General features: G+C 60.3%; 13 protein-coding genes and 1 pseudogene. 2 read left to right on the top strand and 12 right to left on the bottom strand.

Annotated features, from left to right (window positions below; genetic code table 11):
* Positions 1-230 (top strand): hypothetical protein (locus tag J9892_RS15680; RefSeq protein WP_210538576.1); only part of this gene is annotated, 230 nt, incomplete at its 5' end.
* A gap of 14 nt (positions 231-244) precedes the next feature.
* Positions 245-433, top strand: a pseudogene (locus J9892_RS15675) (transposase domain-containing protein); the annotation flags it as partial.
* 118 nt (positions 434-551) lie between these two features.
* Here the strand turns inward: J9892_RS15675 and cobB are convergent.
* The 12 genes from cobB to J9892_RS15615 form a co-directional block, all read right to left on the bottom strand.
* Positions 552-1325, bottom strand: a complete 774-nt coding sequence (gene cobB / locus J9892_RS15670) for a Sir2 family NAD+-dependent deacetylase (RefSeq protein ID WP_041211443.1) — start codon at positions 1323-1325, stop codon at positions 552-554.
* 72 nt (positions 1326-1397) lie between these two features.
* Complete coding sequence (locus tag J9892_RS15665; RefSeq protein WP_052815379.1) at positions 1398-2012, bottom strand: GNAT family N-acetyltransferase; 615 nt, start codon at positions 2010-2012, stop codon at positions 1398-1400.
* Entirely contained in the window at positions 2013-3263 is a 1251-nt protein-coding gene (locus tag J9892_RS15660) for a response regulator (RefSeq protein ID WP_052815378.1), read from the bottom strand. It abuts the gene before it with no gap.
* Between the two features lies 1 nt (position 3264).
* A complete protein-coding gene (locus J9892_RS15655; protein ID WP_114522999.1) occupies positions 3265-7188 on the bottom strand; it encodes a transporter substrate-binding domain-containing protein in 3924 nt (1307 codons plus the stop codon).
* A gap of 54 nt (positions 7189-7242) precedes the next feature.
* The gene (gene ihfA / locus J9892_RS15650) at positions 7243-7539 is read right to left on the bottom strand and encodes an integration host factor subunit alpha (RefSeq protein WP_005300715.1); all 297 of its coding nucleotides are present in this window, start codon (positions 7537-7539) and stop codon (positions 7243-7245) included.
* 3 nt (positions 7540-7542) lie between these two features.
* On the bottom strand, positions 7543-9930 hold the full coding sequence (gene pheT, locus J9892_RS15645) for a phenylalanine--tRNA ligase subunit beta (protein WP_210538575.1): 2388 nt from the start codon (positions 9928-9930) through the stop codon (positions 7543-7545).
* 12 nt (positions 9931-9942) lie between these two features.
* Positions 9943-10926, bottom strand: coding sequence for a phenylalanine--tRNA ligase subunit alpha (gene pheS, locus J9892_RS15640; protein WP_041211447.1), 984 nt, complete (start codon positions 10924-10926; stop codon positions 9943-9945).
* A 306-nt stretch (positions 10927-11232) separates the two neighbouring features.
* On the bottom strand, positions 11233-11589 hold the full coding sequence (gene rplT, locus J9892_RS15635; RefSeq protein WP_010674800.1) for a 50S ribosomal protein L20: 357 nt from the start codon (positions 11587-11589) through the stop codon (positions 11233-11235).
* 15 nt (positions 11590-11604) lie between these two features.
* Complete coding sequence (gene rpmI, locus J9892_RS15630; RefSeq protein ID WP_005300673.1) at positions 11605-11802, bottom strand: 50S ribosomal protein L35; 198 nt, start codon at positions 11800-11802, stop codon at positions 11605-11607.
* 86 nt (positions 11803-11888) lie between these two features.
* Positions 11889-12419: a translation initiation factor IF-3 gene (infC, locus tag J9892_RS15625; protein ID WP_185219337.1), complete on the bottom strand. Its 531-nt coding sequence runs from the start codon at positions 12417-12419 to the stop codon at positions 11889-11891.
* A gap of 21 nt (positions 12420-12440) precedes the next feature.
* Complete coding sequence (gene thrS, locus J9892_RS15620) at positions 12441-14369, bottom strand: threonine--tRNA ligase (RefSeq protein ID WP_052815417.1); 1929 nt, start codon at positions 14367-14369, stop codon at positions 12441-12443.
* Between the two features lie 488 nt (positions 14370-14857).
* Positions 14858-15374: RNA-guided endonuclease TnpB family protein (locus J9892_RS15615; RefSeq protein ID WP_210538574.1), on the bottom strand; the 517-nt coding region annotated here is incomplete at its 5' end.

Here is a 15374-nt window from a genome sequence, read left to right as displayed (position 1 = left end):
TGGTGGGCATTCCCGCGGAATGCATGGTGTTTTTGCTCATGGGGGGAGCGTATCTAAGGAGCAGGATCAAGCAAGCAGGAAAGTGGGATCAAGAGACGATCGTCTCATTTTTCCTGTGTCAATACTGTTCCGGTGAATACTTACGCTTCGGGCGTGTCGGTTTTTTTTTGCGATTAAATCAGATCACAAACGAAGCCTTTTTTCTATCTATTTCAATTGGTTGTAGCTAAAGATCCTGTACATGAGTGCAACCTGCTACTCGCTGCTGGAGACAGCCAAAGCCAATGACCTGGAGCCATCAGCGTATATCAACCATGTGCTGGCGCAGATCGGCGAGGCCGATAGCCTGGAAAAACTCGAAGCCCTGCTACCATGGAACGTCCCGCTGGAGCCCATTGCAAAAAAAGTGGCGCAATACAACGAAGGCAAGTAGGTCGATTTAGCGGCGCTTACTTGGAAAGTTCATGACATGTTGTGCCAACTGCATCTTGAAGTTAGGAGCCAGTGTGGCGATTTCAGTGGGTCAATGCAACTGTGTGAAAAATCAATAATTAGGGGCCCCGCATCTCCATCCAGTTATGGCCCTCGACGGAGAGAGGCTGATGCACTCCGCAACTTTGCAGGAGTTCATCCACAAAAGCGGGCACCAGCAAGGAAGCCGGACCATAACGTTTTTCATCAAACTGGCTGCCCACTTCGCTCGGCTCCAGATTGAGCTCCACCGTATGGGCACCGTTCAGGCCGGCCTCATGGACGAATCCGGCGGCAGGGTAGACCGCCCCGGAGGTCCCGATGGAGATGAAGAGATCGCACTGAGCCAGGGCCGAGTAGATGCGGTCAAGTCCGAGGGGCATCTCCCCGAACCAGACCACATGGGGGCGCAGCGGGTGGGGAAACTGGCAGCAGGAACACAGCTCTTCCTGATGGAGATCCCCGCGCCACTCGATCACCTGACCAGAGCCCGGGCAGCGGGCCTTGAGCAACTCGCCGTGCATGTGGATGAGGTTCTTGCTGCCGGCACTCTCGTGCAGGTTGTCGATGTTCTGGGTGACCAAGGTGACGCGCCCCGGCAGCAGGCGCTCCAGACGGGCCAATGCATAGTGGGCCGGATTGGGGTGGATCTCGGCGCGCTGCAACTGATGGCGCCGTGCATTGTAGAAACGTTGTACCAGTTCGGGATCCCGCGCATAGCCTTCAGGGGTGGCCACGTCCTCCACCATGTGCTCTTCCCACAGGCCATCACAGGCCCGGAAGGTCTTGATACCGGATTCGGCCGAGATGCCGGCACCGGTGAGGATCACGATATGTTTGGCTGACTGCACCATGGTTGTTCTCCTCCAACGGGTAACAGGCTGACCTTAGCACAGGAGCAAGAGGCGGCCCATTCGCCCTTGGTCTTAGGCCGATGGGAGCACAAAGCTCGCCATGGGCGCGAGATCCAGCCTGGCAAAGACCATCTCCCGTCCTGTCACCAGGGTAAGCGGCAACCCGAGCCCCTTGAGCAGAGCCAGCATGGGGCGATTCTGGCCGAGCACTTCCGCCGTCCACTCCCGGATCCCCTCCCCGTATGCCAGCCGCGCAAGCGCCAGCAGGATGCGACGCCCGGCGCCGCGATGCTGAAAATGATCCGCGACGATGCAGGAAAACTCGGCCCTGTCCGGGTGCAGGCGCCGGCGAACGGACTGGGCCATGGCAAGCGGCCCCCCCTGCTCGTCGGTCAGCAGCAATCCTATCTGGGGTTCTCTGGGGTAGTCGAGAAAGAAGGCGAGCTGCTCGGCCGTCGCAGGCTGCTTGGCCCGCATGAAGCGCAAATAGACGCTCTGCTCGCTCAAGGCGTCATAGGCCGCGCATATTCGCTTCGGGTCGCTGCCCGCCAGCTCCTGCAAGCGGCAAGTCAGCCCCCCCACCACCATCGTCATCGGCAAGGCGGCCCGTGAGGCGGGAGCCGTCCAACCCGACATTCCCTGCCACAAGCGCGGCTCATCGAGCGGCCAGCAAAGATAGCGAGCCATTTACCAGCGCCCTGCCACGCCGCGATCCTGCCACTGGGCGGCATCCTGCAGGTTGAAGGGGTCGTCGAGGTAGAGCGCGATGCCAAGCTCCCGGGAGCGCTGGATGAAGCGGGCCAGCAAGGAGTCGGCAGCCATCGCCTCCAGTTCGGGCAGCAGGTGTTGCCCGAGCAGCAAGGATTGCAACGGCAGACGCTCGATGAGATCAAACGGCAGGTGCTGGGCATGATCGAGCAGCAGCGCGAGTCTGGCCCCCGCGAGGCTCGCCTGCAGCACCAGGGCGAAACGGTCCGCCTGGCTCAGCAGGTGATCCCGTCGGTGGATGACCAGGGTGAGTTCGCTTGCTTCTCGTCCATGCTGCTCGAGCCAGAGCTTGAGCGGCTCCCAGTGAGGGGAAAGACCGCTCAGGCTCAGCCAGATCGGCAGCGTGCAGGAAGCCGCATCTGCCAGCAGCCCAAGCTGTCCTCTCGCCTCTCCCTGCCAGCTACGCACGGTGCGCTTGAGCCCGCCCAGCCTGCGCTGACGCTGGGGGCCAAGATAGAGCATCTTGAGCAGACGCAGCAGATCGTCGCTTTGCAGCGGCTTGGCCAGGGCGGCCAGCACGTTGAAACCCGCATCGTGCAGGAGACGCCGGGCGCCGTCTATCAGGGTCTGATCATGAGCGGAGAGCAGGATGATGGGCAGACCGCTGTGGCGATACTGGGGATGGCTCATCAGCAGGCTGATGGCATCCTGCTCCGCTAGGCTGAGATCACAGATAAGCAATCTCACGCCCCCCTCTTCCAGCGCCTTGAGGCACCCTTCGCCATCCTGAACCCAGTGGCAGGGCAACCCCAGTCCCTGGATCTCCTGCTGAATGCAGGCTCCCTGGAAGGGGTGATCTTCGAGCAGCAGGATCTGGCACTGGGCGAGCCAGGCACGCCACCCCTGCTCCCGTGCCTGCAACCCCTCGAGCCAGGGATCGCTGAGGCGATAGATCCCCGCCCCGGGAGCCAACAGATGAGGCAGATAGTCGGCCCCCTGATGAGAGGCAGGATCAAACAGGGCGATGGCCCCGGCGGCAAACAGTCCTTCCCATTGCCAGCCGGCATCGGGTCGGGTGCGGTGCAGATTGGCATAGGCCGGCAGGCCCGCTCCCTTGACCGCCAGATGGGAGACGGCGTCCAGGGCATAGACGCTGACCGGGTAAAAAGTTGGCTCCTGGCTGTCATCAGACTCCAGCAAGTCCATCAACTCTTCATCTGTGATGATCATCTCATGCTCTCTCGCCCAGTTGTCGGCAGACCTCTTCCACGCACTGCCTCAAGGCGGCTGCAAGGGGATGTCCGGGGGCCTCCTGCCAACGGTCGATCACCTCTACCAGGGGGGTAGCCCCCACCATTTTGGCGGCCCCCTTCATCTTGTGTAAAGCCGTATTGAGGGCCTTCTCGTCCCCTTGTGTGACACACCGCTCAATGTCGGCCAGATCATGGTGAACCGATGCCAGATAGATGTCTACGAGGGCCGGGCTGAGGGACACGGGCAGGGAAAGGGCTGCCGTTGGCTGCGGTGCCTTCCCCCCGTCATGGGGGCCAAAGACGGTACGAAGCAATACGGCCAGATCCCTGAGCAAGACGGGTTTGTCCAGATGGCCCTGACAGCCGCATTCCGCCAGTCGCTGCGCCGCCTGCTCGCTGAGATCCGCGGTGATCACGTAGACGGGTAGATGCTGCCAGCGTTCATCGGCGTGCAATTGCCTGCAGAGCTCGGCGCCGTCCATCACCGGCATCTGCAGATCCGTCAGCACCAGATCCACCGACTCCGATTGCAGGATCTCCAGTGCCAGACGGCCATTGGCCGCGCTCAATACCCGGGCCCCCAGCTGACCCAGCTGCATGCTGATCAGCATTCTGTTCACCTCGTGATCTTCCACCAGCAGCACCCGCCTGCCTGCCCCCGGCAGGTCCGTGATCTCCTCGGCGCCACGGACGAGTCTGGGCTGCAGCAGGCTGACCACGGAGCCCGGGATCCAGGGTTCCCCCTGCCAGTACCAGGCGCGCAAGCCCCCATCGTCCTGCATGGCCCCAAGGCAAGGTGCCGCCGGATCCTCGGCCACGCCAAACTCTGCGAGCCAGGCCCGCATATATTCGAGCTCCCCGGGCAACAGTTGTAGGGAGACCGTCTTGACGCGCGGTTGCCAGGGCGCCTTCTCCTGCGCATGCCTGAGGGGCAACGAGCAGAGGAAACGGCTACCCCCGCGAGCCAGAGGCTCGACCCGGATCTCGCCCCCCATCTGCTCCATCAACTGGCGGCAGATGGCTAGCCCAAGCCCGGTTCCCTGGGCTCTGGGCTGGCCAGGCTCCTCCCCTTGTTCGAAGGGCAGGAACAACCGGGGCAACAGCTCGGCACTGATCCCGGGCCCCTCGTCGTCCACCCCGCACAAAATCCACTCCCCTTGTCGCCGGGCCCAGAGCACCACCTCTCCCCGCTCGCTGAACTTGATGGCGTTGGAGAGCAGGTTGTGCAGCACCTGTTGCACCCGGTGGGGATCGAGTTCCATCAAGGCGGGCAGCGCCGGGTCGAGCGCCAGGCGCAGTTGCAGATGGCGGGATCGCGCCTTGGACCAGTGCACCGCCGCCACGTGTTCGCACAGCTCCACTAGATCCGTGGGCTGTACAGAGAGGCGCAACTGACGCGTCTCGTTGCGGCTGAAGTCGAGCACGTCGTTGAGCAGCCCGAGCAGTTCATTGCCCGCCTGCCTGACATGGGCCAGAGCCGAGGCCTGCTCTGCATTGAGTCCGGTCTGCTCGAGCCACTCCAGCAAGCCGAGCATGGCGTTCATGGGGGTGCGGATCTCGTGGCTCACGGCGGCCAGGAAGCGCCCCTTGGCAAGCACGGCCTGCTGGGCCTGCTCGTGGGAAAGCTGCAGGGAGTGCTCCTGCTCCACCCTGGCCGTCACATCCTGCACCACCCCGTAGATCCGCCACCCCTCCCCCTGACGGCGCCCCCTGCCGGAAAATTGCAGCCAGCGGGTTCCCTTGGCGGGGTGCTGATAGCGCAGCAGATGGGAGAAAGGTCGCCCGGCTTGCAGCATGGCCAGCATGGGGGCTCGCATCTCGCGCCTGTCCTGGTGGGAGATGCGAGTCAGGGTCTCGTTGGGATTGACCCGGATCTGCTGGCTCGCCAGCCCCAGCAGTTCGTGACTGCCCCGGCTCACAAACTCCACCCGGGTGATGGCTCCCCCCAGCAGGGTGAATTGCAGCACCACACCGGGCACCGTATTGGTGAGGGCGCGCAGGCGCCGCTCTGCCTGACGCAGCAGGCGGGTACGCTCGCGCAGGGCGCTGATGTCGGAGAGGGCGATAAGATCCCCTGCCGGTGCCTGGGGGCCCAGTCGCAAGGGGATCTGGGCATAGGAGTAGACCTGCTCGTGCAGCGCCAGCTCCCCTTCGGCGCCCTGCAACTGTGGCGCGGGCAGCACCAGATCGGCGGCGTAGCGCGCCTCCATGCGCTTGGCCCGCTTGTTGCGCTTGATCACCTCCCCTTTGTCATTGCGCAAGAACACGGGCACGGGGAGCGCCTGGAAGAGAGACTCCCTGAACTTGCTTTCCAGCGCCAGCGCCTGCTCTACCTTGTGACGCTCGCGGGCCTCCTGGGCCAGTTGCTGGCGGGAACGCCAGACTGACCAGATCACCGCCATGCTGATCAGCAGTGCCAGCAACACGGAGCCAAGCCAGAAACCGTAGCTGACCCCTTCCTGCTGGTTGACCACCAGGCGACGCCAGCGTTGCACCAGCTCGTCCACCTGCCGATCATTGAGGGTCATCAGGCTCTGATCCAGCACCCCTGCCAGGCTGGTCTGTTCCGGCCGGATGGCAAAACCGAGGCCGAAACGCTCCGGCAATTCGGTGATGGTCAGCTCGCTCAACTGGTTGTTTCGAATGGGATATTGGAGCTGGTACAACTCCGCCAGCATGGCCTGGGCATCCCCATGCCGCACCGCCGCCAATCCCTGCAGCAGGTTGTCGGTCACCTCCCACTCATGCTGGCCGAACCGGGCAAGCAGGCCGGGATCATAGAGCATTCTCGGGACCACCACCTTGCCACTGACGTCCGCGAGGGAGGCAGGCCCCCTCTTGCTGCGACTGACCAGAGCATAGCGGCTGGTCGCCACCATCCGGGTGAAGTCGAACTCCTTGTTCAGGGCGGCGGACTCCATCAGCCCGACCATCATGGCGGCATCGCCACTGCGCAGCAATGCCAACGCCTCCTCCCGGCTGGCGGCGGGTACCAGCTCGAAGCGCAGCCCTGTCTGCCGACTCACTTCCCGCAAGACATCCGCACTCCAGCCAATGAGCTCTCCCTGCTGGTTGACACCGCTGTATGGCATGAAGCCGGGATCCGCCACCATCTTGATGGTGTGGGCCTTGCCGACCAGCCAGGCCTGCTCCTTGTCGGTAAAATGCAGAGGATTCACATCCTGCTCACCCTGAGGCAGATACTTGCCCAGATCCCGGTAGAGACTGCCCGGCGGCAAATAGCGGATGGCCGTATCCACCAGCTCCAGCAACTCGGGCTGGTTGCGCATCATCAGCCGGTAACTGATGACCAGATCATCGCTGCGAAGACGACGAAGGCGCAGCCCTTCATCCGGGAATTCCCGCATCAGGTAGCGCAGTTGCAGATAATCGCCGAGATAGGCGCTGCCCTTGCCGGCCACCAGGGCACCATACCAGTTCTCGGCATCGGTCAGCTGTTGCTGGGATGAACCTGGATAGAGACGCTTCAGGATCTCCTGGGCCTGCCAGATAGGTGACACCAGAAACTGCGCCTGATCGAGCTCACCCCGATAGAGGATGGCGGACTCCGCTTCCATCATGGCCCGGCTCAAGACGGTATCGCTCGAGTTCGACCGGGCAGGCCCGACGTGAGGAATGAGATCGCAGCGCCCGTTCAGCAGATCCTGCGTCATGGCTGCCCAGCTCGGCCGCTTCTCGACATGCACCGGTACCGGCAACAGCTCTGCCAACCGCGTCATGCGATCGATAAGCAGGCCCCCCTCCGCCTCCAGATAGGGAGGACGTTGCAGGGCCGGGTAACAGAAGGTCAGTCCGGTGAGCGAATCGGCATAAGCCTGGGCACCCGGTGACAGCGGGAGTATGGCGGCACGCAGTGGCAAGGCCAGCAGCGCGCCGGACAACAGAAGGATTTTTATCATCGGAATGGAAAAGCCAGGCGATTGCCTGGCTTTTTGTCACTCGTTGGGTTCAACATTTTCTACCCTGGCCTTGAGCTTCTGGCCGGGCCGGAAGGTCACCACGCGACGGGCGCTGATGGGAATATCCTCCCCCGTCTTGGGGTTGCGTCCGGGACGCTGGTTCTTCTCGCGAAGATCGAAGTTACCGAAGCCGGAAATCTTGACCTGTTCGCCACGCTCGAGCGCCTGTCTGATCTCCTCAAAAAAGGCTTCCACCATATCTTTGGCTTCACGCTTGCTCATCCCGAGCTGGGTGAACAGGTGCTCTGCAATGTCGGCTTTGGTAAGCGCCATAGATCAATCCCTCAAGGATGCATTCAACTCTTCACCGAGGGCCCGCACGACATTGTCCACGGTCTCGGCGATCTCTTTCTCCTCCAGGGTGCGCTGGGTGTCTTGCAACACCAGGCTGATGGCCAGGCTCTTCTTGTCCTCTGCCATACCAGCGCCCTGGTATACGTCGAACAAGTTTATTCCAACTAACTGATTTCCGCCAACTTTTTTAATTACTGCCAGAACGTCGCCTGCCAGGATCTGTCTGTCAACCACCACGGCGATGTCGCGACGGTTGGCCGGGAACTTGGATACTTCGGCAGCAACCGGCACCTTGGCCGGCGTCAGTTTGTCCAGCTCCAGCTCGAACATGACAGCGCGGCTCTTGAGCCCCAGCTTCTTCTCGAGGCTCGGATGGATCACGCCGATGTGGCCGATCACGACGCCATTACGCAGAATGGCTGCGCTCTGGCCCGGATGCAGGGCACTGTGCTCGGTGCGCTCGAAGGTGAAGGTAGCCCCTTCGGCAGTCAGATCCAGTACCGCTTCCAGGTCACCCTTCAGATCGAAGAAGTCGACGGGACGGGCCTTGACATCCCAGTGCTCGTCCCCCTGGTTGCCGGTGATGATGCCGGCCAGCATGGGTTCCTGACGGATGCCGTTCTCGGCATTCTCGTCCTTGATGAAACGCAGGCCCTGCTCAAACAGGCGCACGCGTGGCTGCTGACGGTTCTGGTTGTAGACCACCGCCTGCACCAGACCCGGGAACAGAGAGACGCGCATGGCGGACATCTCGACCGAGATCGGGTTCGGCAGCACGATGGCATCGCTCTGCGGGAACAGGGTTTGCTGGGTCTTGGGATCGACGAAGCTGTAGGTGATCGCTTCCTGGAAACCGCGATCAACCAGCAGGTCGCGTACCCGCTTCAGGGTCACCTGCCCTTCAGCCTGCTCCACCATCGCCAGAGAGGCGGCGGGTTTCAGGTTCGGGATGTTGTTGTAGCCGTAGATGCGGGCCACTTCCTCGATGAGGTCTTCCTCGATGGCGATGTCGAAACGCCAGGAGGGAGCCAGCGCGGTCCAGCCGTCAGTATCCACGGTTACCTGCATGCCCAGACGAGTCAGAATTTCGACCACCTGCGCATCCGCCACGCTGATGCCGATCACCTTGTCGAGCTTGGTGCGGCGCAGCTTGATGGGGGCAGCCTTGGGCAAATGGGCATCGGATTTGACTTCGATGACCGGACCCGCTTCACCGCCGCAGATGTCCAGCAGCAGACGGGTGGCACGATCCATCACCTTGGCCTGCAGCTCGGGATCCACCCCGCGCTCGAAGCGGTGGGAAGAATCGGTATGCAGACCGTAGGCACGGGCACGGCCGGTGATGGAGAGCGGCGCGAAGAAGGCGCACTCCAGCAGGATGTCGGTGGTGGTCTCGGAGACACCGGTGCGATCGCCGCCGAAGATGCCGGCCATGCAGGCAGGGCCTTTGGCATCGGCAATCACGAGCGTGGTCTCTTTGAGCTTCACCTCGTTGCCATCGAGCAGGGTCATGGGCTCGTCGGCCTTGGCGCGACGCACCACCAGTTCCCCTTCAAGCGTCGCCAGGTCGAAGGCGTGCATCGGCTGGCCGTATTCCAGCAGCAGGTAGTTGGTGATGTCAACGATGGCGTCGATGGAACGAATACCGCCACGGCGCAGCTTCTCCTGCATCCAGAGCGGGCTCTGGGCGTGCAGGTTCAGCCCCTTGATGACACGGCCGAGATAACGGGGGCAATCTGCCGACGCTTCAACCCGGATCGGGAAGGTTGCATCGATAGTGGCAACAGCCGGCGCCCAGGTCGGCTCGACCACGTCCACGCTGTTGAGCACGCCGATTTCACGGGCAAGACCCGCGATGCCGAGGCAGTCGGCACGGTTCGGGGTCAGATCCACATCGATGCTGACGTCGTTGAGCGCGAGGTATTCACGGATATCGGTCCCGATGGGGGCATCCAGCGGCAGCTCGATGATGCCATCGGCTTCGACGTCGATGCCCAGCTCGCTGAAGGAACAGAGCATGCCGTGGGACGGCTGGCCGCGCAGCTTGGCTTTCTTGATGGTGAAATCACCCGGCAGGGTCGCCCCGACCTTGGCCACGCACACTTTGAGGCCGGCGCGGCAGTTCGGCGCACCGCAGACGATGTCCAGCAGCTCGGCCTCGCCCACATTGACCTTGGTCACCCGCAGCTTGTCGGCGTCCGGGTGCTGGGCGCACTCGACCACTTCACCCACCACCACATTGTTGAACTGGCCGGCTACCGCTTCCACGGCGTCCACTTCCAGACCGGCCATGGTGATCTGCTCGGCCAGTGCATTGTCACTCAACTCGGTGCGGACCCACTCCATCACCCAGGATTTACTGAATCTCATGTTCTCTCGCCCTTACTTGAACTGCTTGAGGAAGCGCAGGTCGTTTTCGAAGAAGGCACGCAGGTCATTGACCCCGTAACGCAGCATGGTCAGGCGCTCAACGCCCATGCCGAAGGCAAAGCCGGAGTATTTTTCCGGATCGATGCCGACCGAACGCAGCACGTTCGGGTGCACCATGCCGCAGCCCAGCACTTCCAGCCACTTGCCGTTTTTGCCCATCACGTCCACTTCGGCGCTCGGCTCGGTGAACGGGAAATAGGAAGGACGGAAGCGAATCGTCAAGTCTTCCTCGAAGTAGTTGCGCAGGAAGTCGTGCAGGATGCCTTTCAACTCGGTGAAGCTGGCATGCTCGTCAACCAGCAGGCCTTCGACCTGGTGGAACATCGGGGTGTGGGTCATGTCGTAGTCGTTACGATAGACGCGGCCCGGCGCGATGATGCGGATCGGCGGCTGCTGATGTTCCATGGTGCGGATCTGCACACCGGAGGTGTGGGTACGCAGCATCAGATCAGGATCGAAGTAGAAGGTGTCGTGATCGGTACGCGCCGGGTGGTGAGCCGGGATATTCAGCGCATCGAAGTTGTGGAAGCCATCTTCAATCTCGGGACCACGGGCAACCTTGAAGCCCATCTCGCCAAACAGGCGCTCGATGCGCTCGATGGTGCGGGTCACCGGGTGCAGACCGCCATTCTCGATGCGGCGGCCCGGCAGGCTGACGTCGATGGTCTCGGCGGCCAGCTTCTGGTTCAGCACGGCGACTTCGAGGGCTTCACGACGCGCGTTTAGGGCATCCTGAACCTGCTGTTTGGCCTGGTTGATCACGGCGCCCGCTGCGGGACGCTCTTCAGCGGACAGGGCACCCAGTCCCTTCATCTGCTCGGTAAAAAAGCCCTTTTTACCCAGATATTTGACCCGGATTTCGTCGAGGGCGGCGATGTCGCTCACGCCCTCAATTTCGGCCTTGGCCTGGCCGACTACTTCTTCAAGCTGTTGCATGTCTTCCTCGTCACCACTCCCGGAACAGGAGCCTTTAGGCTAAATAAGGTCAAGAGGGGAATAATACAAAAAAAGCCCCTTGGCTGACCATAGTTATGACGGGCTTTTCTCCCTGCAAATCATTTTGTTATATGGATAAAGCCACAAGCCAGATGCAACAGGATTAAGACAAGCGTCGTTTGTTCTAGTTTGTTGGCATATGGAAGGATAAAGCATTCATGAACCTGGCATGCTACCTGCCTACGCTCAAAAATGAGCAACAAAAAAGGAGGCCTGAGCCTCCTTTATTTTTATAACAGAGCTGGATTAGACCAGAGCTGCTTTAGCTTTTTCAACCAGGGCGGTGAAAGCCAGCTTGTCGTGAACGGCGATATCGGACAGGATCTTGCGATCGATCTCGATGGAAGCCTTCTTCAGACCGTCGATCAGACGGCTGTAGGACAGACCGTTCTGACGGGCTGCAGCGTTGATACGCGCAATCCACAGTTGACGGAACTGACGCTTCTTCTGGCGACGGTCACGGTAGGCATACTGACCAGCTTTGGTTACCGCTTGTACCGCTACGCGGTAGACACGGGAACGGGCGCCGTAGTAACCCTTGGCGGCTTTCATTACTTTCTTGTGACGAGCGCGAGCGGTCACACCACGTTTAACTCTTGGCATTTTTCACATCCCCCCTTATGCGTACGGCAGACAAGCGACAACACGTTTGTGGTCGGCAGCGGAAACAAAGAACTTCGGTCCCAGCTGACGCTTACGCTTGCTGCTCTTCTTGGTCAGGATGTGACGCAGGTGGTTGTGCTTGCACTTGAAGCGACCTGAGCCAGTCTTCTTGAAGCGCTTTGCGGCGCCCCGGTTGGTTTTCATCTTCGGCATTTCATACTCCGCATTGTGAGTGACAACAAAATCGCAAGGCGAACCGACTCATGGGGCCAGCCCCATGAGTCAATTTCTTGTGGGCCTTAAGATTTCTTCTTGGGTGCGAGGACCATCACAGCTTGACGGCCTTCGACTTTCGGGAACGATTCGACTACGGCCAGCTCTTCCAGATCGTTCTTGACGCGCTCGAGAACCTTGATACCAAGATCCTGGTGGGCCATTTCACGACCACGGAAGCGCAGGGTGACCTTTGCCTTGTCCCCGTCTTCCAGAAAGCGAACCAGGTTGCGTAGTTTTACCTGATAGTCGCCTTCGTCGGTGCCAGGACGGAATTTGATTTCCTTGACCTGGACGACTTTCTGCTTTTTCTTCTGTTCTTTGGTGGTCTTGCTCTTTTCGTAGAGGAATTTGCCGTAATCCATGATCCGGCAAACGGGCGGCTCAGCGTTCGGACTGATCTCGACCAGATCCACTCCTGCCTCAAGGGCCAAGTTCAGCGCATCCTGAATGGAGGTGATGCCAATGGCTTCACCATCCAGACCAGTCAGACGAACTTCTTTCAGACGGATCTCTTCATTGATCCGGTGAGCGCGGGCTTGCGGTTGCTTGCCCAGTTTTTTTCCGCCTTTTATAGCTTATTCCTCCACTTTCTTTTGTCCGCGGGTCTGAACTTCCTGGGTCAACAGAGCAATCAGCTCTTCAACAGGATAAGAGCCCAGGTCAGCCCCTTTACGAGTACGCACTGCAATCTTGCCGGCTTCTACTTCTTTGTCGCCGCAGACCAGCATGAAGGGTACTCGCTTCAAAGTATGCTCGCGGATTTTAAAGCCAATCTTCTCATTTCTCAAGTCCGCTTTTGCGCGAAGGCCCGCATCATTCAATGCCTTGGCAACTTTCACCGCATAATCGGCCTGGTTATCCGTGATATTCATGACCACGGCCTGAGTCGGTGCCAGCCAGGTCGGGAACAGACCGGCGTACTCTTCCGTCAGGATCCCGATGAAGCGCTCCAGCGAGCCCAGAATGGCGCGGTGGATCATCACGGGGATGTGGCGCTCGTTGTCTTCGCCCACATAGGTGGCGCCAAGACGGCCCGGCAGGGCAAAGTCGAGCTGCACGGTACCACACTGCCAGGCACGATCAAGGCAATCGTGCAGGGTGAACTCGATCTTGGGACCGTAGAAAGCCCCCTCGCCCGGTTGCAGGTCGTACTTCAGGCCGTTGAGTTCCAGCGCCTCGGCCAGCGCGGCCTCGGCACGATCCCAGGCTTCATCAGAGCCGATACGCTGCTCCGGACGGGTCGAGAGCTTGACCACGATGTTTTCGAAACCGAAGGTGCCGTAGACGTCATAGACCATGCGGATGCACGCAGACACCTCTTCCATGATCTGCTCTTCGGTACAGAAGATGTGGGCGTCATCCTGGGTGAAACCCCGTACCCGCATCAGGCCGTGCAGGGAGCCTGACGGCTCGTTGCGGTGGCAGGAGCCGAACTCGGCCATGCGCAGCGGCAGATCGCGGTAGGATTTCAGACCCTGGTTGAAAATCTGCACGTGACCCGGGCAGTTCATCGGCTTGATGGCGTACTCGCGGTTTTCGGACTGGGTGGTGAACATGGCCTGGGCGTATTTTTCCCAGTGACCTGAACGCTCCCACAGCACGCGATCCATCATGAAGGGGCCTTTCACTTCCTGATAGTCGTACTCTTTGAGCTTGCCACGGATGAAGGTTTCCAGCTCGCGGAAAATGGTCCAGCCATCGTTGTGCCAGAACACCATGCCCGGCGCTTCTTCCTGCATGTGGTACAGGTCGAGCTGCTTGCCGATCTTGCGGTGGTCGCGCTTGGCGGCCTCTTCCAGACGCTGCAAATAGGCCTTGAGCTGCTTCTTGTCGGCCCAGGCGGTGCCGTAGATGCGCTGCAGCATCTTGTTGTTGGAGTCGCCGCGCCAGTAGGCGCCGGACATCTTCTGCAACTTGAAGTGGTGGCAATGACGCATGTTGGGCACGTGCGGGCCGCGACACATGTCGATGTACTCTTCGTGATGATACAGACCGGGCTGGTCATCACGGGCAATGTTCTGATCCAGGATCTCGACCTTGTAGGTCTCGCCACGGGCTTCGAACACGTCACGTGCTTCCTGCCAGGAGACCTTCTTCTTGATGACGTCGTAATCCTTGGCGGCCAGCGCCAGCATGCGCTCTTCCAGGGCAGCCAGATCTTCGTCGGTCAGGGTGCGGTCGAGATCGATGTCATAGTAGAAACCGTTGTCGATGACGGGACCGATGGCCATCTTGGTCTGGGGCCAGAGTTGCTTGATGGCATGACCCAGCAGGTGAGCACAGGAGTGGCGCAGAATGTCCAGACCTTCTTCGTCTTTGGCGGTGATGATGGCCAGGGAGGCATCGGTTTCGATCAGCTCACAGGCATCCACCAGTTCACCGTTTACCCGACCGGCAATGCACGCCTTGGCGAGACCGGGACCGATGTCCGCGGCCACATCCATGACGGAAACGGCGTGGGCAAATTGACGTTGGCTGCCGTCAGGCAGAGTAATGATTGGCATTAGGTGTTTCCTTATACAGTGGTGACCCCTACCAAAGGCCACATGCAGGTTGGAGAAACCCTTTCATGTCCAGCTGTTCACTCCCGAGTTTCACCGTTCACAATACGGTTGGTACACGGCAGTGGCACACCATATGGCGTGTGCAAGGCCATCCATTGAGAGGTACAGCGGGGGATTGTATCAGACGCGACAACCCAGACAAGCTGTCTTGGCGATTTTGCATACCGTCTAAGCGCGGGTGTCAACCTGTCCTACTTGCGAGGGCGCCCTTCTGCTGCCATACCCTGTACCAGATTGAGGCGTCAGCCAAAGCAAGGAGAGCATGATGTACACCTACGACATTTCATTTCCGGAGCATGCAGAAAAGCTGGTTCATCCGGATCACCTTCTCACGACTCACTGTCCCGTCCATATCGGTGAGCTGGTGATCCTGGGCGTTGACATCCTCCCCCACCTTAGCGCTTCGCGTCACAGGAGGGGGATTCCCATTACTGGGTGATAGCTGCTCGCGCAGTACCGGGTTCCTGCTTCATCGGGCGGCCTGATTGCACCGCGCCTCCACAGGCTAAAACGGCGTGTCCCGCCGCTAAAATATTGCGAGCGCCATTCACATCGGCGTTCGCCTCATAACCACACGCAGCGCATTTAAACTGGCTTTGCGTCTGGCGGTTATCCTTCGCAGTATGCCCACAACAGGCGCACTGCTGGCTGGTGTAGGCCGGGTTTATCGCCAACACCTGACCACCTCGCCATGCCTGCTTGTATTCGAGCTGGCGGCGCAGCTCAAACCAGCCCTGATCTAATATCGAACGATTCAGCCCTGATTTTGCCCGGACGTTGCGCCCCGGCTGACTGGTCATGCCCGCTGCTGATTTTGACATGCTGGCAACCTTCAAATCCTCAATGACGATCATCGCGTGGTTTTTGCTGATAGTCGTTGTGACCTTGTGAAGGTAATCGCGGCGGGTATTGGCGATATGTGAGTGCAGCCGCTGGATCTTGGCT

Source organism: Aeromonas sp. Prich7-2, assembly GCF_017939255.1.
GTDB classification, from domain to species: domain Bacteria; phylum Pseudomonadota; class Gammaproteobacteria; order Enterobacterales; family Aeromonadaceae; genus Aeromonas; species Aeromonas caviae.
This window is presented reverse-complemented; position numbering and strand designations above follow the sequence as displayed.

What these genes read in the sequence shown, in the direction of transcription:
- rpmI (WP_005300673.1), bottom strand. Translation starts at nt 11,802, where the DNA reads ATGCCGAAGATGAAAACCAACCGGGGCGCCGCAAAGCGCTTCAAGAAG.
- pheS (WP_041211447.1), bottom strand. Translation starts at nt 10,926, where the DNA reads ATGCAACAGCTTGAAGAAGTAGTCGGCCAGGCCAAGGCCGAAATTGAG.
- J9892_RS15660 (WP_052815378.1), bottom strand. Translation starts at nt 3,263, where the DNA reads ATGATCATCACAGATGAAGAGTTGATGGACTTGCTGGAGTCTGATGAC.
- J9892_RS15665 (WP_052815379.1), bottom strand. Translation starts at nt 2,012, where the DNA reads ATGGCTCGCTATCTTTGCTGGCCGCTCGATGAGCCGCGCTTGTGGCAG.
- thrS (WP_052815417.1), bottom strand. Translation starts at nt 14,369, where the DNA reads ATGCCAATCATTACTCTGCCTGACGGCAGCCAACGTCAATTTGCCCAC.
- ihfA (WP_005300715.1), bottom strand. Translation starts at nt 7,539, where the DNA reads ATGGCGCTTACCAAAGCCGACATTGCAGAGCACCTGTTCACCCAGCTC.
- cobB (WP_041211443.1), bottom strand. Translation starts at nt 1,325, where the DNA reads ATGGTGCAGTCAGCCAAACATATCGTGATCCTCACCGGTGCCGGCATC.
- rplT (WP_010674800.1), bottom strand. Translation starts at nt 11,589, where the DNA reads ATGCCAAGAGTTAAACGTGGTGTGACCGCTCGCGCTCGTCACAAGAAA.
- pheT (WP_210538575.1), bottom strand. Translation starts at nt 9,930, where the DNA reads ATGAGATTCAGTAAATCCTGGGTGATGGAGTGGGTCCGCACCGAGTTG.